20 protein-coding genes are annotated in these 19712 nt (G+C 72.6%); 11 read left to right on the top strand and 9 right to left on the bottom strand.

Going from position 1 to position 19712, the window contains the following annotated elements:
- Window positions 1–262 precede the first annotated feature (262 nt).
- The 8 genes from ACLJOK_RS33090 (at window position 263) to ACLJOK_RS33055 (ending at window position 9549) form a co-directional block, all read left to right on the top strand.
- Complete coding sequence (locus tag ACLJOK_RS33090) at window positions 263–1441, top strand: hypothetical protein (RefSeq protein ID WP_410822402.1); 1179 nt, start codon at window positions 263–265, stop codon at window positions 1439–1441.
- The gene (locus ACLJOK_RS33085; RefSeq protein WP_410822401.1) at window positions 1428–4046 is read left to right on the top strand and encodes a nitrate- and nitrite sensing domain-containing protein; all 2619 of its coding nucleotides are present in this window, start codon (window positions 1428–1430) and stop codon (window positions 4044–4046) included. The genes ACLJOK_RS33090 and ACLJOK_RS33085 overlap by 14 nt, the downstream gene beginning before the upstream one ends.
- Window positions 4043–4516: a roadblock/LC7 domain-containing protein gene (locus ACLJOK_RS33080; RefSeq protein ID WP_091402960.1), complete on the top strand. Its 474-nt coding sequence runs from the start codon at window positions 4043–4045 to the stop codon at window positions 4514–4516. Before ACLJOK_RS33085 ends, ACLJOK_RS33080 begins: the two co-directional genes overlap by 4 nt.
- Entirely contained in the window at window positions 4513–5001 is a 489-nt protein-coding gene (locus ACLJOK_RS33075) for a DUF742 domain-containing protein (protein WP_410822400.1), read from the top strand. Before ACLJOK_RS33080 ends, ACLJOK_RS33075 begins: the two co-directional genes overlap by 4 nt.
- The gene (locus ACLJOK_RS33070; protein WP_410822399.1) at window positions 4979–5734 is read left to right on the top strand and encodes a GTP-binding protein; all 756 of its coding nucleotides are present in this window, start codon (window positions 4979–4981) and stop codon (window positions 5732–5734) included. The genes ACLJOK_RS33075 and ACLJOK_RS33070 overlap by 23 nt, the downstream gene beginning before the upstream one ends.
- 38 nt (window positions 5735–5772) lie before the next feature.
- Window positions 5773–6273 carry a hypothetical protein gene (locus tag ACLJOK_RS33065; RefSeq protein ID WP_410822398.1) on the top strand — a complete coding sequence of 167 codons (501 nt, stop codon included), beginning with the start codon at window positions 5773–5775 and terminating at the stop codon, window positions 6271–6273.
- Window positions 6274–6309: 36 nt separating this feature from the next.
- Window positions 6310–8523, top strand: a complete 2214-nt coding sequence (locus ACLJOK_RS33060) for an AAA family ATPase (RefSeq protein WP_410822397.1) — start codon at window positions 6310–6312, stop codon at window positions 8521–8523.
- A gap of 276 nt (window positions 8524–8799) precedes the next feature.
- Window positions 8800–9549 (top strand): superoxide dismutase, encoded by a 750-nt coding sequence (locus ACLJOK_RS33055; RefSeq protein ID WP_410822396.1) that lies wholly within the window; start codon window positions 8800–8802, stop codon window positions 9547–9549.
- A 51-nt stretch (window positions 9550–9600) separates the two neighbouring features.
- On the opposite strand, the gene ACLJOK_RS33050 is transcribed toward ACLJOK_RS33055, so the two are convergent.
- The 9 genes from ACLJOK_RS33050 to ACLJOK_RS33010 form a co-directional block, all read right to left on the bottom strand.
- On the bottom strand, window positions 9601–10110 hold the full coding sequence (locus tag ACLJOK_RS33050; protein ID WP_410822395.1) for a GNAT family N-acetyltransferase: 510 nt from the start codon (window positions 10108–10110) through the stop codon (window positions 9601–9603).
- Between the two features lie 149 nt (window positions 10111–10259).
- On the bottom strand, window positions 10260–11147 hold the full coding sequence (locus ACLJOK_RS33045; RefSeq protein WP_410822394.1) for a hypothetical protein: 888 nt from the start codon (window positions 11145–11147) through the stop codon (window positions 10260–10262).
- Complete coding sequence (locus tag ACLJOK_RS33040; protein WP_410822393.1) at window positions 11116–11715, bottom strand: DUF3618 domain-containing protein; 600 nt, start codon at window positions 11713–11715, stop codon at window positions 11116–11118. The genes ACLJOK_RS33045 and ACLJOK_RS33040 overlap by 32 nt, the downstream gene beginning before the upstream one ends.
- 22 nt (window positions 11716–11737) lie before the next feature.
- Window positions 11738–12133, bottom strand: a complete 396-nt coding sequence (locus tag ACLJOK_RS33035; protein WP_354940370.1) for a phage holin family protein — start codon at window positions 12131–12133, stop codon at window positions 11738–11740.
- Window positions 12130–12768 (bottom strand): hypothetical protein, encoded by a 639-nt coding sequence (locus ACLJOK_RS33030; RefSeq protein ID WP_410822392.1) that lies wholly within the window; start codon window positions 12766–12768, stop codon window positions 12130–12132. Before ACLJOK_RS33030 ends, ACLJOK_RS33035 begins: the two co-directional genes overlap by 4 nt.
- A 193-nt stretch (window positions 12769–12961) precedes the next feature.
- A complete protein-coding gene (locus tag ACLJOK_RS33025; RefSeq protein WP_410822391.1) occupies window positions 12962–13369 on the bottom strand; it encodes a DUF3263 domain-containing protein in 408 nt (135 codons plus the stop codon).
- A 110-nt stretch (window positions 13370–13479) separates the two neighbouring features.
- Window positions 13480–14496: an ABC transporter permease subunit gene (locus ACLJOK_RS33020; protein ID WP_410822390.1), complete on the bottom strand. Its 1017-nt coding sequence runs from the start codon at window positions 14494–14496 to the stop codon at window positions 13480–13482.
- Window positions 14493–15503: an ABC transporter ATP-binding protein gene (locus ACLJOK_RS33015; protein WP_410822389.1), complete on the bottom strand. Its 1011-nt coding sequence runs from the start codon at window positions 15501–15503 to the stop codon at window positions 14493–14495. The genes ACLJOK_RS33020 and ACLJOK_RS33015 overlap by 4 nt, the downstream gene beginning before the upstream one ends.
- Before the next feature lie 121 nt (window positions 15504–15624).
- Window positions 15625–16410: a DeoR/GlpR family DNA-binding transcription regulator gene (locus ACLJOK_RS33010; protein ID WP_410822388.1), complete on the bottom strand. Its 786-nt coding sequence runs from the start codon at window positions 16408–16410 to the stop codon at window positions 15625–15627.
- 200 nt (window positions 16411–16610) lie between these two features.
- On the opposite strand from ACLJOK_RS33010, the gene ACLJOK_RS33005 reads away from it, so the two are divergent.
- The 3 genes from ACLJOK_RS33005 (at window position 16611) to nagA (ending at window position 19711) form a co-directional block, all read left to right on the top strand.
- Window positions 16611–17540, top strand: coding sequence for an SIS domain-containing protein (locus ACLJOK_RS33005; RefSeq protein WP_410822387.1), 930 nt, complete (start codon window positions 16611–16613; stop codon window positions 17538–17540).
- A 114-nt stretch (window positions 17541–17654) separates the two neighbouring features.
- Window positions 17655–18605: an ROK family protein gene (locus ACLJOK_RS33000; RefSeq protein WP_410822386.1), complete on the top strand. Its 951-nt coding sequence runs from the start codon at window positions 17655–17657 to the stop codon at window positions 18603–18605.
- Complete coding sequence (gene nagA, locus ACLJOK_RS32995) at window positions 18602–19711, top strand: N-acetylglucosamine-6-phosphate deacetylase (RefSeq protein ID WP_410822385.1); 1110 nt, start codon at window positions 18602–18604, stop codon at window positions 19709–19711. Before ACLJOK_RS33000 ends, nagA begins: the two co-directional genes overlap by 4 nt.
- The last annotated feature ends 1 nt before the right edge of the window (window position 19712 follow it).

Raw genomic sequence — 19712 nt, 5'->3', positions numbered from 1 at the left:
GCACAGTGAGTTGAGTTCGGATCCCGTGAATTCCGATCTTCCGCGGATATCCACCTCGATCCCTCCATGTCACACCCACAGCTGACACAGAGCGTGCCGGTAACGCGGACAAATGGTGACATGGCTCGAAGTGACGCGAACCTGACTCGCCGAGTGAGGTCTGACCAGGCGAGGGTTCGATTAGTTTTCCGGTCCGGTGCACGGGACTTGTCGGCTAGCCCGACGCCGCGCCGATCAGCGCCCCACGCCGGAGGAGACATACATGACAGTCCCCGCGCCGCGGGCCCGTCGACGGCCGTCCACGCTGGGCCGGCTACTGCCTCTGCTGCTCATCGGAGCACTGCTGGCACCGTTGGGCCTGCTCGTCACGTCGAACTGGCGGCAGGTCACCGACGACCGGGACCTTGCCGCCCGGGAACGGCTCGGCGTGCAGTACCTCACCGCGCTGGCGGCGGTCACCGACGCCCTCGTGGAGGCCCAGTCCAACGCTGTCAACGGCCGCCCCGTGGCCCGGGAGGCGTTGAACGGGGCTGTCGAGGAGGCCGCCGCTGTGGACGCCCGCATCGGCGGAGAGCTGCTCAGCCAGGAACGCTGGGCCGGCGTACGGGCCAAGCTGGAGGCGCTGCGCGGCCGGAACGCCGCCGACCCCGAGGCCGCCTTCACCGCCTACGGTGAGGTCGCCGACCTGCTGCTGGCCCTGCACCGGAAGGTCCGAGAGAGCTCCGGGCTGGTCCGCGACCCCGAGGCCGACTCGTTCTTCCTCCAGGACAGCGCCGGCCAGGAACTGCCCGAGGCGGTGGTCGCCGCCGGCCGGCTAGCCGACATCGCCACGTTGGTCTCCCGCCGGCCGGCCGCCGAACAGCCGCGCGGCCTGCTGGAGCTGACCGGCCTGCGGGTGTCCGCCCTGGCCCCCGCCGCCGACCTCGTCGACAACCTTCGCTCGGCCGTGGACGGTTCGGAGAGCACCGACCTTGGTGCCAACGTGCTGAACCCGCTGGACACCTACCAGCGTTCGGTGGAGGCGCTTGCCGCGTACTCAGTACCGGGCAAGGACACTGGCGTGGTCAACCCGAGCCAGTTGAGTGCCGCCGCGCTCAACTCGCACCGCTCGGCCCGCCAACTTCAGCCGGTCATCCTCGCCGAGCTGGACGCGCTGCTGGCCGAGCGCATCGACCGGCTCAACCGGGACCGCTGGCTGACCGCCGGGGCTGGCGTCGTCGCCGTCCTGCTACTGGGCTGGCTCGCCGCGTTGCTGGTCGCCGCCGGTCGCCGGGCCCAGCGTCGGGCCGCCCTGGCCGCGACCCACGCGGAGAGCGCCGACACCCCGCCACACCGCGACCCCTGGCAGCCGCCGGCCGACGAGGCGCGCGCGCTGCAACCGCTCGGCGCGGCCCGCGACCCGGAGACCGCACAGTGGGGGGCGTTCGATGCTGCTCGGTAGGCTCCGGATCCGCGGCAAGCTCGCGCTGCTCGTGGTGATTCCGCTGCTCAGCATGGTCGGCCTGGCCGTGCCGGTGATGCTCGACCGGGTCGCCGCGGCACAGCGCGCCGGCGACACCGCCGAGCGGGTCCGGCTCGCCAGCCGGGTCGGCAGCCTGGTCCAGGACCTCCAGCAGGAACGCACCCTCTCCGTCGGCTTCCTGCTCGGCCGGGTCGAACGCAGTGAGCTGGTCCGCAAGTCCGCCGACGTGGACGACCGGGTGGCCGACCTCCGGGCGGCGCGGAGCGACGCGCTGACCGACCAGGTCGACCGCGCCCTCGACGGCGTGTCCAGCCTCATCGACCTGCGCACGGCAGTCCTGGCCCGGGCCGCCAACCCTGGTCAGGTGATGGACGCGTTCGGCCCGGTCAACAAGGGGATCATCGAGTCCCTGCGGCTGGTGGTCGGGGTGGACACCGACACGTTGCCGGGCCGTCAGGTGCTCGCCCTCGACGGGCTGCTCCGCGCCGACGAGGGCCTGGCCACCTGCGCCACCCTGAGCCTGCTGGTCAAGGCGATCGGCACCCCGGACACCACCGCCGGGTACGTGGCGTGCATCGCCGCGCTGATGGTCGACAACTCGCGCTTCCGCAGCCTGATCACGCCCGAGCAGCTCACTGTGGCCCAGCTCAACGACGCCGCCGTGGCCGCGCGTACCGAACCCGACTTCCTGGTCAGGAGCGCCCGCGATCCGGCGGCCGCGGTCCGCGATGTGACGATCGAGGCGCTGTTCCCGGCCGTCCGCACGATGATCCGGCTCGGTCAGTTCGTTGAGAAGAAGCTGGTCGCCGACGTGCTCGCCGCGGTGACGGCCGAGCAGCGGCGCGCGCTGACCGCCGCGTACCTGGTCGGTGCGGCGACGGCGGTGATCCTGACGCTGGTGGTGCTGCTCAGCGTTGCGGTGGCGCGGACGGTGGCCCGGCCCCTGACCCGACTCACCCGCTCGGCCGACCGGGTCGCCCGGGTCGCCGAGGCGGAGCTGGTACGGGTCACCGACGACGAGGCGGAGAGACCTCAAGCGGTCCGGCTGGAGCCGGTGGACATCCGCGCCAACGACGAGATCGGCGACCTGGCGCGGGCTTTCGACCGGGTGCAGAACACCGCGGCGCAACTGGTTGAGCGGCAGGTCGCCGGCCGGCGCAACGTGGCGCAGATGTTCGGCCACGTCGGACGGCGTACCCAGAACCTGGTGGGTCGGCAGATCGCGCTGATCGACCGGCTGGAGCAGCAGGAGGCCGACCCGGGCCGCCTGGAGCACCTGTACCGACTCGACCACATCTCCAGCCGGTTGCGGCGCAACGCCGGCAGCCTCGTGGTGCTCTCCGGCTCGGCCGGGGCCGACGCGCACACAGCGCCGGTGCCGCTGGCGGACGTGGTCCGGTTGGCGCTCGGTGAGATCGAGGACTACACCCGGGTGGAGGTGCAGGTGCCGGCGGGCGTCTCGGCCGCGCCGGCGGTGGTCGGTGACCTCGTCCTGGCGCTGGCCGAGCTGATGGAGAACGCCACAGTCTTCTCCCCGCCGCACACCCGGGTGCTGGTGGCCGCCGAGACGTCCGGCCTCGGCGCACGGCTCACGGTGGTGGACCACGGCATCGGCATGAGCGAGCAACGACTGGCCGAGGAGAACGCCCGGTTCACCCGCCGGGAACGGCTCGACCTGGCCCCGACCGAGGTGCTCGGGCTCTTCGTGGTGGGCCGGTTGGCCCGTCGGCACGGCTGGCAGGTCGCCCTGGCCGCCACCGGCGGCGGTGGGGTGACCGCCCAACTGGAGATCCCGTTGACGTCGCTGGTGCTGCGCCGCGCCGACCGGGCGGGGGCCGCCGTGGCCCGCGCCGCGGTGCCGGATCGGGACCGGCGTACGACGGCGACGCTCGACCCCGAGCAGGACGCGCGACCCAGCGCGGTGGCCGTCGCCGTGCCGGCCCGCTTCGACTCCGACCTGCTGAGCCGGGCCACCCGCAGCCTGGACGCCGGCCCATCCTGGAACGCGTTCGGTCAGGGCCAGCCGGAGCAGGCAGTTCCCGAGCCCCAGATCCCGGAACCGGCGGGCAAGCCGGGCGGGCCACGGGTGCGGCAGCGGGTGCCCGGGGCGACGCTGCACGCCACCGCCGCGACGAGCCGGCCGGTGGACGCCACCGGCGCGGACCCCGCCGCCGCCCGCGCGCTGGTCGAGGCATTCCAAGCCGGTGTACGCCGTGCCGAGCTGCACGTGACGCCGGGCCTCGACGCCGCGTCGGCGCGGACGGCCAGCGACCCGACGGCCGGCGCCGGGGCGGCCATGGTGGACTTGGGCACGACCGTCGACCTGCCCAGCACCCCGGGAGGCGCCGGCCCCACGGTGCCGCGTGGTGGTGGCTCGACCGATGCCCCGCCGGAGCGGCCCCGGTTGAGCCGACGGGTGCCGGGAGCGAACCTCACCGCCATCCCGGTCTGCCAACCGCTCAGCACCCACCTCGGTGACCCGGCCGAGGTCCGCGACCTCATCAGCGAGTTCGAGGCGGGCGTCGCCCGCGCTCTCCGCGAAGTCAGCCCCGACCACCGGAACGAAGAAGGATCATCACGGTGACCAGCCCCTTCCTGCACGACAATGTCGACCAGAGCCAGCCCAGCGCCAATGGGGACCTCAGCCCGGAGGCCCGTACGTTCAACTGGCTGCTGGACTCCTTCACCTCCAGCACCGCCGGGGTCCTGGAGGCGATCGCGGTCTCCTCGGACGGTCTGCTGATGGCCATGTCGGCGATCAAGGATCGGTCCAACGCGGAGCGGTTGGCCGCCGTCGTGTCCGGAATGACCAGCCTCGCCGGGGGGGCCGCCAGTTGGTACGCCCTCGGCGGCCTGAACCGGGTGATCGTCGACATGGCCGACGGCTACCTGCTGATCAGCGCGATCAGCAGCGGTTCCGTGCTCGGGGTGGTCGCCGACCGCTCGGCGAACCTGGGCACCGTCGCGTACGAGATGACGCTCTTCGCCGGGCGGGCCGGTGGCGCCCTGACCCCGCGACTGATCGTCGAGTTGAAGAACGCCGTTCAGCAGTGACCCCCGACGTCGCCGGCGAGGATCCGGATCCGGAACCCAAGGTTCGGATCCGCCCGTACCTGCGCACGTCACCCCCGACCGGGGACGCGGCGGCGGCGACACCGGCGCTGCCCGAGCCGGAGCCGGACAGGGACCAACCGGCCGGTCCCCGTCCGTTCGTGCTCACCTCCGGGCGGGTTGCGGGTGCCGACCCGGCGATCGGGTTGGAGACCCAGGTGACCGCCCGCATGGACAGCGGCTGGTGGGCCGGCTCACCCGGCGCCCTGCTGGCACCGGAACTTCAGACGATCATCGCGCTCTGTGCCGAGCCGATCTCGGTGGCCGAGATCTCGGCCCGCGCCCGACTGCACTTCGGCGTGACGCGGGTCCTGGTCGGCGATCTACGCGCCGCCGGGCACCTGGACGTGCACGTGACCGACACCGACGACGCTGTCGACCCCGATCTCATCCTGCGAGTGATTGATGGACTCCGTGCGATCTCCTGAATGGCCGGTCGCCCCGCTCGGCGGGGTCGCCGCGAACAGCGCCGCCGCCCGCTACGGCATGTCCCCGGGGACCGGGCCGATAGTCGGGCGGGCCGGCCCACCGCCGGGCGCACCGCCGCCGTACCGGCCCTCGTCCGGCACGGGGTCGAACCCTTCGGCCGGTAAGCCGAGCGCACCGCCGATCCCGGTCAAGATCCTGGTGGCCGGCGGGTTCGGGGTGGGCAAGACCACCACTGTGGGTGCGATCTCCGAGATCGCGCCCCTGACCACCGAGGCCGAGATGACCAGCGCCGGGATCGGCGTGGACGACCCGGGTGCCCGTTCCACAAAGACCACCACCACTGTGGCGATGGACTTCGGCTGCGTGACGATCGACCGCAGCCTGAAGCTCTACCTGTTCGGCACGCCGGGGCAGACCCGATTCGGCTTCATGTGGGACGACCTGGCCCGGGGAGCGCTCGGCGCGCTGGTGGTGGTGGACAGCGCCCGGCTGGACGACTGCTACCCGGCCATCGACTTCTTCGAGCGGGCCGGGCTGCCGTTCGTCGTCGGGGTCAACGCCTTCGACGGGCGACTGGCCCTGGAACTCGGCGAGATCCGTTGGGCGCTGGCCATCGGCGATCATGTACCCCTGGTGCAGTTCGATGCCCGCGACCGGCTCTCGGTGCGGGACGCCCTACTGGTCGTCCTGGACCGCGCGCTGGACCGCGCTACCCGGGACAGGAGAGCCTGAGCCGACCAGCTCCGGCCGTGGCGGGAAGAGGTGATCTGGTGAGGGGCGACCTGGACGAGACGCTGGCCCGGCTGGCCCGACGCGAGGAGGCGTCGCGCCGTCGGGCCACCGAACGTGACGACACCACAGCACCGTCGAGCCCACCCGCTCTCGGCAGCGACACCCGCAACGCCCGGCCGGGCCGGCACGCAGGGGTGGAGGCCCCGAGCGAGGTGGCCGGATGGGGGCCGGTCGAGGAGGTGGCCGAGGCGATTCGCCAGGTCGTCGGGTCCTACCCGGGGCTGGCGGTGACCGTGCAGGTCGAGCACGCCGGGCGGACGTACCCGATGCGGGTCTCCTGGGACGGGCCTGCCGTCACGGTCGGACCGGTTCCCCCGCCGACGCCGGTGGAACCCCCGCCGGCCTGGCCGCTCTCCGGCCGGACGGTGCCCGCCTGGGCGCCCGGTCCGGACGGGTTGATCTCTGACCCGGCGGCCCGGTTGGCCGAGCTGATCCGACGCGACCCGACGCTGCTGGACGAGCTGGATCCGCGCCGCTGACCGGCGGGGCTGGCCGGCGGCGGCTACGGTCGGGCAGTGGCGCAACCCGACCTGACCTTGACGGCGAGCCTGCGGCCGGCGGCGCTGGACGCCCGACGGGGCATCGTCCGCCTGCACCCGGAGGCGCTGACCGCGCTGGGGCTGCGCCCCGGCGACCCGGTCCGCCTTGCCGGCCGCCGGGAGACGGCCGGGATCGCGGCGGCGGCCGGGCCGGGCGCGAGCAGCGCCCTGCTGTACGCCGATGACCTGACGTTGGGCAACCTGGGTCTGCGCGACGGCGGTCAGGTGCGGGTGAGCCCGGTGCCGTTGGTGCCGGCGAGCCGGGTCGTCCTGGCCGGGCCGGTGGGGGTCGTCGCGGTGGTCAGCCCGGAGATGCTCCGGCTCGCCCTGCTGGGCAAGGTGCTCACCGCCGGGGACGACGTGTCGCTGCTGCCACAGGATGTGCTGGCGGACGCTTCGGTCCGCAGCCTGGTCGAGGCGGCGCGGCGCAGCCTCGCCAACACCGTCGGCTTCGCCTGGACCAGCACCCTGCTCAGCGTGGTCACCGTCGAGCCGACCGCCGGCGCGCTGGTCACCATGGGCACATCGGTCGCCTGGGAACACGGTGCGACGACACACGGCGGGCCCGCCCCGGTCGGTACCGCGTCGACAGGGCCGGGCACGAGCGCCGACGCTGTTCCGGCGGAGGACGCGCCCGACGTGGACGAGCTGCCCGGGCTGCGGGCCCAGGCCGAGGAGTTGACCGAGCTGCTGGACCTCGGCTTCCACCATCGGGAGGTGCTGGGCCGGCTCGGCACCACCATCTCGTTGGGGGTGTTGCTCGTCGGCCCGGCGGGCTCCGGGAAGTCGGCGCTGGTCCGGGCCGTGGCCGCCCGGGTCGGTGCCCGCGTTCACCCGCTCTGGGCACCGGAGGTGGCCGCGTTGGCCAGTCAGGCCGCCGCCGAGCGGTTACGCGTCGCGGCATCGGCGGCACGGGCCGAAGGGCCGGCGGTACTGCTGGTCACCGACGTCGAGGCGCTCGCACCCGCCGACGAGCCCGGTCCGGTGGCGACGGTGTTCCGTCAGGTGCTGGCGGAGAGCATCCGCGCCGGTGTCGCCGTGGTGTGCACCACCGGCCGACCGGAGGCGGTCGACCCCGCACTGCGCGCGCCCGACCTGCTGTCGCTGCGGATCAGCGTCCCGCTCCCGGATCAGGCGCTGCGCCGCGAACAGCTCACCGTGCTGACCCGGCAGGTGCCGCTGGCCGACGACGTGCGGCTCGACGAGGTGGCCGCGCGTACCCCCGGGTTCGTCGCGGCGGACCTGGCCGCACTGGTCCGGGAGGCCGGGGTACGCGCCGCGCTGCGGCAGAAGTCCGCCGAGACGCCGACGGTGTCGATGGCCGACTTCACCGCCGCCCGGGAGGTGGTCCGGCCCACCACGATGGCGTCGTCCACACTGGATCTGGCCTCGGTGACCCTGGACGACGTCGGTGGCCTGGACGAGGTCAAGCAGACGCTGACCGAGTCGGTGCTGTGGCCGCTGACCTACCCGGACACCTTCGCCCGGCTCGGCGTGCAGCCGCCGCGCGGCGTGCTGCTCTACGGGCCGCCGGGCTGCGGCAAGACCTACCTGGTCACCGCAATGGCCGGGTCGGGGCGAGCCAACGTGCTGTCGGTCAAGGGCGCCGAACTGCTCTCCAAGTGGGTCGGTGAGAGCGAACGCGCGGTCCGCGAGCTGTTCCGTCGGGCCCGGGAGGCGGCCCCCACGCTGATCTTCCTGGACGAGGTGGACGCGCTGGCGCCGGTACGCGGCCAGGCCACCGACGGGGGCACCACGGACCGGGTGGTCGCCGCCCTGCTCACCGAGTTGGACGGGGTGGAGACGCTGCGCAACGTGGTGGTGGTCGGTGCGACGAACCGGCCGGACCTGGTCGACCCGGCGCTGCTGCGGCCGGGCCGGTTGGAGCGGCTGGTCTACGTGCCACCACCGGACGGGCCCGCCCGCGCGGAGATCCTGCGGGCCGCGTCCCGGCAGGTGCCGCTGGCACCCGACGTCGACCTGCCCGCTCTCGGCGACGAGCTGACCGGCTTCTCCGCCGCGGACTGTGCGGCGCTGATCCGCGAGGCGGCGCTGGCCGCGATGCGGGAGTCGCTCACCGCCGCCACGATCACCGCTGAGCACGTGTCGACAGCACGGGCCCGGGTACGACCGTCGCTGGACCCGGCCCAGGTTGCCGGCCTGGCCGCGTACGCCGCCAACCGGGAGTGATCAGAGCAGGACAACCTTTCGCCGCGCCCGGGACGTTCCTAGTACGTCACATTCCTCAGTGGAGTTCTCCACTGCGACGTCAGGTGGTGTTCCTTGCGCAAGCGGCTCTCTCTCCTCCTCGTCCCCCTCGTGGCGGCGGCGACCCTGGTCTCGGTCGGCGCACCGGCGACGGCCCATCCGGCGAAACCGTTCCCCGCCCGGATCGCGTTGCCAAACGGGTTCACCCCGGAAGGGTTGACGATCGGCCGGGGCACAACCGTGTTTGTAGGGTCCATTTTGGACGGTGCTGTGTGGCGGGGTGACTTACGCACCGGCCGCGGCTCGGTGCTGATCCCGGGCACACCCGGCACTGACAAAGCGGGCCTCAAGCTCGACCCGCAGGGCCGACTCTGGACCGCCGACTTCTCCGGCGGTGGCGCGAGCGTGTACGACGCCGGCACCGGCGCCAAGCTGGCCCACTACCAGTTCACCGACGTGCCGGGCAGCTACGTCAACGACCTCGTGATCACCCACCGCGCGGTCTACTTCACCGACTCCGCGCGGCAGGTGCTGTACGTGGTGCCGCTGGGCCCGGGTGGCCGCCTTCCGGCCCCCACCGCCTTCCGGGTGCTGCCACTCAGCGGTCCGGCCGCCACTCCGGACGTCTACCACAACGGGATCGTGGCGCTGCCGGACGGCGATCTGCTGGTCGCGCAGATGCTGTCCGGCCGACTGGTGCGCGTCGACCCGCGCACCGGCGGCAGCCGACTCGTCGACCTCGGCGGCTACTCGGTGGAGCGGGCCGACGGGCTGGTGCTGCGCGGACGCACCCTCTACGTGATCCGGAACCTGACCAACGTCATCGCTGTGGTCCGGATGAACGCCGGGTACACCGCCGGGGTGGTGCAGCGGGAGATCACCGGCCCGCAGTTGCGTTCGCCGGCCACGGGCGACCTGCTCGGCTCGGCGTTGTACGTGGTGAACGGCCGGTTCGACGTGGAGTCCACGCCGAGTACCGACTACGACATCGTTCGGCTGCCGGCCTGACCCAGGCGGTCGGCGGCGACCCCTTCGGTCGCCGCCGGCCCGCCGGGCAGCTCAGAAGGCGGGCGGCGTCGAGTCGAGGCAGATCTCGGCGCGTACCTTGCCGTCGTCCTCGCGCAGTTTCGCGCCGCACTTCCGCAGGACCGACACCGCGCCGATGTTGTCCGGCGTCGTCTCGGCGACCACCGCCCGCATGCCCGCCCGAGCGGCGGCGTTCAGCAGCTCCCGTAGGGCGGCCGCACCGATCCCCTGCCCGCGCGCCGACCGGCCGAGCCACATCCCGGTTTCCACAGTGCCGGCCTCGTCACAGCGCGTCATCCGGACCATGCCCATCACCTCGCCGCCGACGAGGATGGCGTACATCTGCGAACCGGTCGGGCCGTCCAGCCCGCCGAAGCTCGCCCGGTGGAATTCGCGAAACGCTTCGCGACGGGCGAGCGACCAGCCGGCGGGCGCCTCGACCGGGGGCATCACATCACAGGGCTCCGCCTCCGCAGCCGCTACGGAGAGCAACGGCTCCAGGTTCCGTTCGTCCACCGGCTCCAGCCGGACCGCACCCGCCACGTGCCGCAGTCTGCCGCCCTCATCGGCCGAAGTCCACCCCATTGGCCATCCACTGGCGGTCCGGACAGCGGTACCGGCCGGTCGGGCGGCCCGGGTGTTCCACATCACGCTCTGTTGTCACCCGACCGGGTGTCAAGGTGCCAAAACGCCTACCCGAACTCGCAGAACACCACCGAAGCGTCGTCGGTGGACTTGTGTCGGCGCAGCCGGTCGGGGTGGTCGCGCTCGGCGTTCCGCACCCGGTCGATCAACGCGCCCGGACCGTCAGCGGTCAGCAGGTCGAGCAGACCGACCCAGTCGGTCAGCGCGAACTGCTCCACCGCGCTGGACGCGCCGTCACTGAGCAGCGCCGCCCGCCGTAGCGCCCCCGGACCGTGCCGAGGCGCGGTCCCGGTCACCGCGTGGAAGGCCGCGTCCGGGTCGGAGGCCGCCACCCAGTAGCCGTGGGTGCGGTTCATCCGCTCCCGCTGGACGGTCACGGCGTGCCGGAACCGGGTCACCGGGTCCTCCGCGCCGCCCGGCAGGACGGCCACGGTTTCCCGCAGCTCCGCCATCGCCGCGTCCAGCCGGTTGTCGGTGACCACGCTGACCTGCCCTCCGGTGTCGAGGACCAGCGGGCTGTCGCAGAGCACCAGATAGTCCACCTGGTCGCCGCAGTCCCGCAGGAGGCAGACGGTGCTGGACGGGGTGCCCGGATGGTCGAGGTCGCACTGCCCGCCATGGTCGGCGCGCACAGCGAGGATGGCCGCGGCCAGGTTGCTGGTCAACCGGGCGGCCGGGCGCACCGCCTCGGCGACGCCGATCCGGGCCGCCAGGTGCCGGACGTACCACTCGGGCCCGTGCACGCAGCCGGTGTCGAAGCCGTCCGGCACCGTCGCGCCGTCCAGGACACCGACCAGCGGGCCGAACCGGAAGACCAGGTCCTCGTTGACCGGCCGGTCCGGGGCCGGCGCGGACGCGGAGCGTACCCGCATCACCGGCGCCGGCCCCGGCACATCGGTCGAGTCAGCGCTGCCGAAGGTCGTCGACGGCCGCATGCGTCTCTCCCTGCACCTGACCGGCGGCCGAACGGCCCTGGTCGCGTACCGCGGACACGCCCTGCTGGGCGCTGGACCGGACCGACTGCGCCGCCTGCTGCGCGGGCTCCCGCAGGTTGTCCTGCATCTGATGGCCAACCTGGCTCGCCTGCTCGCGCAGCTGATCGGAGTGCTCACTCACCATGCCCCGCGCGCGTCCGGCGAGTTGCCGCTCACGCCCGCTCGGCGGGATCAGGGAGGCGGCCAGCAGACCGACTCCGAAGGCGACCAGGCCGGCGGCCATCGGGTTGCCCTGAGCCTGCTCCCGAGACTGGTGCCCGAGGGATCGGGTCTCGTCGCGAACCGATCCGGCCATGTGCGACATCCGCTGGCTAGCCTCTTGCCCCATGTGACTCGAGCTGCCCATCATCTTCTCCTTCGCTCGGGTGAACGCCCCGCGGGCCTGCCCGACGCGGTCACCGGCGATCCGACGCGGGTTGACCTTGTCGGTCAGCGCGTCGACGTCACTGCTCAACTCGTTGCGGGTGGTCTCGATCTCCCGCCGGATCCGATCCGGATCACTGGACATGACCTGTTCCCTCCCGACTCGTTCACCGACCCCGCAGGGCGTCCGGCAGCTCCCGGGCAGTCTGTTTCGTCCGGGGCAGAACCGCGCGAGCCCGCTTCAGCTGGGTCCGGGCGTTGATGAAGAGACCACCGGCCACGGCGGCCCAGAGGACCGCGACGATCAGCGCAGCCCACCCCTGGTCCATCGTGTTGGACAGCCCCCACCAGAGGGCGTACGACACGAAGAGCACCGCCAGGAACCCTGCCAGCCCGGCACCGCCGAACATACCGCCGGCCTTGCCCGCCTGGCTGACCTCCTCGCGCAACTCGGCCTTGGCCAGCTCGACCTCCTTGCGCACCAGAGTGGACATGTCCCGGGTCACCTCGCCGATCAGCTCGCCGACGGAGGCCTGGGTCCGCTCCTTCTCCGGGGCGCTCACGGTGCCACCCCGCCGGGCAGGTCCCTCGCTGGTTCACCGCCGGACGAGACGTTCTGCGCCCGTGCCGTCCCCACGTACGGCTGCTGACCGGCGTCCACCGGTGCGCCCTGCGCAGGTGACGGAGCACCGGACGGGCTCGCACCCTGACCGTTGCCCGAGGCCGGCGCTGTCAGGCCACGGGTGAGCCGCCCGATCAGCAGCCCGGCCACCGCCGCGCCCGCGAGGAACGTCGTCGGATGGTGCCGCGCGTACGTGCGAACCTCGTCGAGCACCTCGCCGGGTTCGCGTTCGTCGAGCCAACCGGCGGCCTGCTGGGCGGCGTCGGCCGCCTTGCGCACCACTTGACCGGCCAGCCCGGAATCGCCGTCCCGTTCGGCCATCGAACTGAGGTTCTGGCCCAGGTCGCGCAGGCCCGCCGCGGCTCGCCGCTGCTGCGTCTGCGCCTGGTCCCGAAGCTGCCCGGTGGCCTCCCCGGTCAACTGCTGGGCCTGTCGCCGCGCCTCTGCGGCCACCTGCCCGCCCTGCTCGGCTGCGGTGTGGGCGACCTGACCCCCGGCCTGCGCGGCCTGCTGGCCGACGCGCGAAGCCTCCTGTCGGGCCTGCTGACCTCTGCCGCTCTGGTTCGTTGCCGTCATACCCCGCTCCCTTCCTGAGCCCAAGGTCGCAAGCAACCTCGGCGCCCCTCCCGCGTACCCGCCTGCCCAGCCGCCATGCGGCTGGCTGAGCAGACCGCCGACCGACGCGGCGATCTTGCACTCTGTGTCCAGACAAAGACGGGCAAAAGCCCTCGAAGCGGCGATAAAAAATGCAAGATCGCGGAGCGTCAGGTCAGCGGCGGCGGTTACGGGCGCGCGACGAGCGCAACCGGCGGAGTCGGCTGATCAGTACGGGGTCGACGGCGAGGGCGACCGGATTGTCCAGCAGGCCGTTGAGCAGCTGGTAGTACCGGGTCGACGAGATCCCGAAGGTGTCCCGGACGGCCTGCTCCTTGGCGCCGGCGTGCCGCCACCACTGCTGCTCGAAGGCGAGGATGGCCCGCTCCCGCTCGGTCAGCCCCGCTGCCGGATCAGCGGGATCAGCGGGCTGCGCCGCCTCGTCGGCGGGCGGCGCGTCGGCGGTCTCGATGGGCGGCGCCGGTCGGGGATTCGGGACGGTCGGCCCGGCAGCACCCGTGACCTCACCCGGACGAGCGTCGATGGACGGCTCGGGGGCGGCCGGGGTGGTGTCGGCGGACATGTCGTTCAGCCTAGTCAGCGGCGACCAGGGACGCAGCAGGCGGCGCGGCCGGTCCGTACCGCCGGGAACCCCGACGGCCGGGCCGGCCGCGCCGCGTCACTTCGGTCAGGTCAGGAGATGTCGCGGCGACGCATCGCCCAGAGCGCCGCCCCGAGGATCACCACCACCCCGACCGAGAGCAGGACGGAGGACTGCTGCCAGGTGATGTCCATCGTGGCCGGCTTGCACTCCCCGTAGTAGGTCGCGTTGCAGGAGTTCCAGTCCTGCAACGTGACAGTTTTCGTCATCCAGGCCAGCGCGTACGTGGGCAGCAGCCATGCCTCGGCGAACCGCACGCTCGCCATGGACAGCAGGATGCCCAGGCCGAACTGGCCGACCACCATCACCGCCACCACGCCACCGAGGGCCATCGCGGTGTGCCGACCGAGCGAGGCGAGGGCGAAGCCGATGGTGGTGAGCACCAACACCAGCACCACGCCGCGTACGCCGGTCAGCATGAACGACTGCCAGACCCCCGAGGTCATCTTCTCGGTGCTGCCCCGGAAGTTGGCGACCGCCCAGAACCCGGCGAACCACAGCACCGCGGCAGGAAGCGTCACCGCCAGGATGCCGGTGAGCAGCGCGGCCAGCTTGGTGAGCAGTACGGTGAGCCGCTTCGGCCGCCAGAGCAGCAGGTTCATCATGCCGCCGGTGCTCCACTCGGCACCGACGAAGGACGCGCCGATGACGAACCCGACAAGGGCGAGGATCGCCGCGAACGGGATCAGCGTCTCGTCGAACGTCTCCTTGAAGTCGAACGTCGACGGCAGGAACCAACTCGCCTCGATCTGGTCCCGGGACGGGGCCGTGATCATCGAGCAGTCGGGCGGGTAGCGGCCGTCGGTCGCAGTGCCGGCCGTCTTGGCCTGCTCACAGGCGGCGCGCTCCTGCTCGCTCCAGCGCACCTGCTCCTGGTACTGCTGGTCGGCCTGACGCTCGGCCTGGGCGAGCTGGCCGGCGTCAATCTTCTGGTTGGTGAAGAACACCCCGACCACCACCGCGGCCAGCACCAGCAGGCCGAGCAGTGTCATGTAACGGGTGAAACGCCGCTTGCTGAGCCGGCGAAGCTCGGTACGAAAGAGGCTCACGCGCCCCACCCTCCCCCGGCGGGACCGGGCTGACCCGTCCCGCCGACCTTCATGGACTCGTCGACCTGCCGGTGCTGCCCGGGTACCGGCGCGGTGGCGGTCAGTTCGAGGAAGACGCTCTCCAGGTCGACGGCGATCGGCGCCAACTCACTGACGTAGAGGTTCTTCTCGGCGAGCAGCCGGGTCACCGACGCCGGCTTGTCGACGCCGGCCAGCATCAGGTGGTCCGGGTGACCGGTGACCCGGATCCCGGCCTGGGTGAGCGCCTCGGTGGCCAGCGGCAGGTCGCTGACCGCCTCCAGCCGGATCCGGACCGCGCCGGACGAGTGCTGCGCGAGCACCTCGTCGACCGGGCCGAACGCGACCCGCCGGCCCAGCGAGATGATGGTGACCGAGTCGCAGATCAGCTGGATCTCACCGAGGATGTGGCTGGACAGCACCACTGTCATTCCGGACTCGGCGAGGGTGCGCATCAGCGTGCGCATCTCCCGGATGCCGCCCGGGTCGAGGCCGTTGGCCGGCTCGTCGAGGATGAGCAGCTTGGGGTTCTTCAGCAGGGCCGAGGCCACGGCGAGCCGCTGCTTCATGCCCAACGAGTACGTCTTGACCCGCTCGCCGGACCGGTCGCGCAGCCCGACGAGTTCCAGCACCTCGTCGACCCGGACGGCCGGCACCTCGCCCGCCCCCGCGAGCAGGGACAGCGTGTCCCGGGCCGTGAAGTGCGGGAAGAACTGCGGACTCTCCACGATCGCGCCGACCTGGCCGGCGACAGTGGGCAGCGCGTCGGGAACCTCGTGCCCGAGCAGCGCCATCCGGCCACCGTCGGGTCGGATCAGGCCGAGCAGGGTACGCAGCGTGGTGGTCTTGCCGGACCCGTTGGGACCCAGGAAGCCGTGCACCTGCCCCGCGTCGACCCGCATGTCGAAGCCGTCGAGCGCGTTGCGGGCGCCGCGTCGACGACTCTTGTACGTCTTACGTAGACCTTCGATCTCCAGGACAGCTGGCAAGCTGCACCTCCCCCGATGGGTGGGCGTGACAGCCGACACCATACGCGGTATGCAGAAGCGCGCAATACGCGGTATGCACCGACGCGCCGATCAGGCTAGTCCATCGACGGAGCGTGACCTCTCAGGCGCAGATGACCTGCAGACCGGCAGCGCGGAACGCGTCCACCACCTCCGGCGCGGCACCGGAGTCGGTCACCAGCGTCTCCACCCGCTCGACCGGGCAGATCCGGGCGAAGGCGTGACCCCCCAGCTTGGACGAGTCCGCGATGATCACCACGCGCTTGGCGCGGGCCACCATCAGGTTGTTCATCGCCGCCTCCCCCTCGTGGTGGGCGGCGGCGCCGAGCTGCGGGTCGATCGCGTCCACACCGAGCAGGGCGACGTCCAGGGTGACCTCGCGCAGCAGCGCCCCGCCCAGCGGGCCGACCAGCTCGAACGACTTCGGGCGCACCACACCGCCGGCCACCACGACCTTCATCCGGGATCGGACCAGCAGCTCGTTGGCGATGTTCAGCGCGTTTGTCACCACTGTGAGCTGGGCGCCCTCAGCACTGGTGTTCAGGTCCGGTCGCACGGCGAGCGCCCTGGCCACCTCGGTGCTGGTGGTGCCGCCGTTCAGGCCGACCACGGTGCCTGGCGTGACGAGCGCGGCGGCGGCCGCCCCGATCCGCTGCTTCTCGGCCGAGTGCTTGGCAGTCTTGTAGCGCAGCGGCAGGTCGTACGACACGCCGTTGGCTACCGCGCCACCCCGGGTCCTCGTGATCATTTGCTGCTGCGCGAGCTGGTCGAAGTCACGCCGGATGGTGGCCTGGGAGACGTCCAGCCGCTCGGCTGCCGCCTCGACGCTGACCCGGCCGTTGTCGGTCAGCATTTCGAGCAGGGCGTTCCATCTGGCGTACCGGTCCACAGCGGGGGCCCTCCCAGCAAGTGCACGGACGGTGATTGATTGCGTGCACACTAGTGCGCGAAACTAGGCTGGCGCAAAAGACTGACCTGCGCGATCGGCCGGCCGGTTGCCATGGTCACCCGCGTTCGCGCAGAATAACGCGCGAAATGCGGGTCTAACGAGCCGTATTGCGCACCGGTCGGCCCTGCGAGGAGTTTCCCATGGCGTACGTGGACGCGGAGATCGCGAGCCAACCCGACTGCTGGCGGGAGGCGGCCAGGCTGGCCGAGGTCGTACGCGGTGACCTGCCGCGTCCCGGGGAGCGGGTCGCCGTCGTCGGTTGCGGCACGTCGTGGTTCATGGCGATGGCGTACGCGGCCCGCCGCGAGCAGGCCGGCCAGGGTGAGACCGACGCGTTCCAGGCGTCCGAGTTCCCCGCCGGCCGCCGCTATGACCGGCTGATCGCGATCACCCGTTCCGGCACCACCACCGAGGTGCTGGACCTGCTCGCCGCACTGCGCGGACGGACACCCACCACTGTCATCGTCGGTGACCCCGCTTCCCCGGCGGTCCACCTGGCCACCGCCACAGTGGCCCTGCCCTTCGCCGACGAACGGTCGGTGGTGCAAACCCGCTTCGCGACCACCGCGTTGGCAGTGCTCCGAGCCCAGCTCGGCGACCCGGTGACCGCGCTCGCCGCCGACGCCGAGGTAGCGGTGCGATCCCCGCTGCCGATCGACCCGGCCACCATCGAGCAGGCCACCTTCCTCGGTCGGGGGTGGACGATCGGGCTGGCCCAGGAGGCCGCGCTGAAATGTCGCGAGGCGGCCACCTTCTGGGCCGAGGCGTACCCGGCGATGGACTATCGGCACGGGCCCATCTCGGTCGCCGCGCCGGGCCGGCTGGTCTGGGCGTTCGGTGAGCTGCCCGACGGGCTGCCCGAGGATGTGGCCGCCACCGGCGCGGCCTTCGTGCACAGCCGCACACACGGCTGGCGCACGGTGCTGGGCAGCTGGTCCGCCGGCCGTACCCCGGTCGACCCGATGGCCGACCTGATCCTGGCCCAGCGCTTCGCGGTCGCGCTGGCCACCAGCCGGGGCCTCGACCCGGACGCGCCCCGCCACCTCACCCGGTCCGTGGTGTTGGCGTGAGCGCGAGGAGTGAGCCGGGGTTGCGAGCCCCGCAGTCGCGAACCGAGCTGGCGCCGTGAGCGCGAGGAGTGAGCCGGGGTTGCGAGCCCCGCAGTCGCGAACCGAGACGGCACCGTGAGCGACCGCGTGGTCGTTGCGCTGGACGTCGGCGGCACCGGCATGAAATGCGCCCTGGTCCGCCCGGACGGCGTCGTGGTACGTACCGAGCGGCACCCCACCGACGCCACGCGCGGCCCGGCCGCCGTGGTCGGCACCGTCCTGGACGTGGCCGACGGGCTGGCCGACAAGGCGCGCGCCGACGGGTTCACCCCTATCGCGGTCGGCATCGCCGTGCCCGGGGTGGTGGACGAGGCGCGCGGCGTCGCGGTCTGGTCGGCGAACGTGGGCTTCCGGGACGTACCCCTGCGGGACCTGACTGTGAAGCGGCTCGGACTGCCGACGGCGCTCGGTCACGACGTGCGGGTAGGTGGTCTCGCCGAGGCCCGGCTCGGCGCCGGACGCGGCACCGGGCACGTGCTGTTCGTGGCCATCGGCACCGGCATCGCCGCCGCGCACGTCGTGGACGGCACGGCCGCCGTGGGTGCCCACGGCGCCGCCGGGGAGATCGGCCACATCCTGGTCCGGCCCGACGGTCCGCGCTGCGGCTGCGGCCGCCCCGGCTGCCTGGAGGCGATGGCGTCGGCTGCCGCGATCGGCCGCCGCTACGCCGAACTCGCCGGCGAGACCGCCGACGCTCCGGTGACCGCGGCCGAGGTGGCCGAACGGGCCGCGGCCGGCGAACAGCTCGCCGGCCAGGTCTGGCAGGAGGCGATCGAGGCGCTCGCCGATGGCCTCGCCAGCGGGCAGGCGCTGTTCGACGTGGCGACGATCGTGCTCGGCGGCGGCCTGGCCCAGGCCGGGGACCAGCTGCTGACCCCGCTGCGGGCGGCGCTGCACGAACGAATGACCTTCCACCGGGAGCCGCAGCTGGTAGCGGCAGCTCTCGGCGACGAGGCTGGTTGCCTCGGCGCCGCCCTGCTCGCCCTGGACGCCGTGGGTGTCCGTGACCATCAGGAGAAACGATGACCGTACGGGTGAACGGCCGAGTGGTGACCCCGACCGGAGTCGTCCGACAGGGCTGCGTCGAGTGGGACGGCGATCGGATCACAGCGGTGGCCGAGTACCCGTCGGTACGCGACGGGCACTGGATCCTGCCCGGGTTCGTCGACATGCACACGCACGGCGGTGGCGGGCACACCTTCACCACCGGCGACGCCGACGAGGCCCGCAAGGCGGCCGCCTTCCACCTCTCGCACGGCACCACCACGCTGCTGGCCAGCCTGGTCAGCGCGCCCTTCCCGCTCATGCGTACGGCCACCGAGGCGTTCGCCCCGCTGGTCGACGAGGGAGTGTTGGCGGGAATCCACTTCGAGGGGCCGTACCTGTCGGCCGCCCGCTGCGGCGCGCAGAACCCGGAGTACCTCCGTGACCCGTCGACCGACGAGCTGACCGAGCTGATCGAGCTGGGCCGGGGCGCGATCCGGATGGTTACCCTCGCCCCGGAACGCGACGGCGCGCTGGAGGCGATCAAGCTGCTCACCGCGCAGCGGGTGGTGGCTGCGGTGGGCCACACCGACGCCACGTACGAGCAGACCCGCGCCGCGGTCGCCGCCGGCGCCAGTGTCGGCACCCACCTGTTCAACGGGATGCGGCCGGTGCACCACCGTGAGCCGGGGCCGGTGGTGGCTCTGCTCGACGCGCCCACAGTGATCTGCGAGCTGGTCGCCGACGGGGTGCACCTGCACGACGGCATGCTGACCTTCGTCACCGCGACCGCCGGCCCGGACCGCGCCGCGTTGATCACCGACGCGATGGCCGCCGCCGGCATGCCCGACGGCGAGTACGAGCTGGGCGGCCAGGCCGTCACCGTCGCCGACGGGGTGGCCCGGCTCGCCCGCGACGGCGCGATCGCCGGCAGCACCCTGACAATGGACGCCGCACTGCGGCACGCCGTGAACGCCGGAATTCCGATCGCCGACGCCGCACGGATGGTGGCCACCACCCCGGCGCGGGCCATCGGCCTGGGCGACCGGCTCGGGTCCCTCCAGGTGGGCCTCCGCGCCGACCTGGTGGTGCTCGACGACGACCTCAACGTGGTGCGGGTGCTGCGCGCAGGCTCCTGGGTGGAGTGAC

This window comes from Micromonospora sp. 050-3 (assembly GCF_046549335.1).
GTDB lineage: Bacteria > Actinomycetota > Actinomycetes > Mycobacteriales > Micromonosporaceae > Micromonospora > Micromonospora trifolii.
Note: the sequence above shows the minus strand (reverse complement) of the source record. Positions and strands in the feature narration are given on the sequence as shown.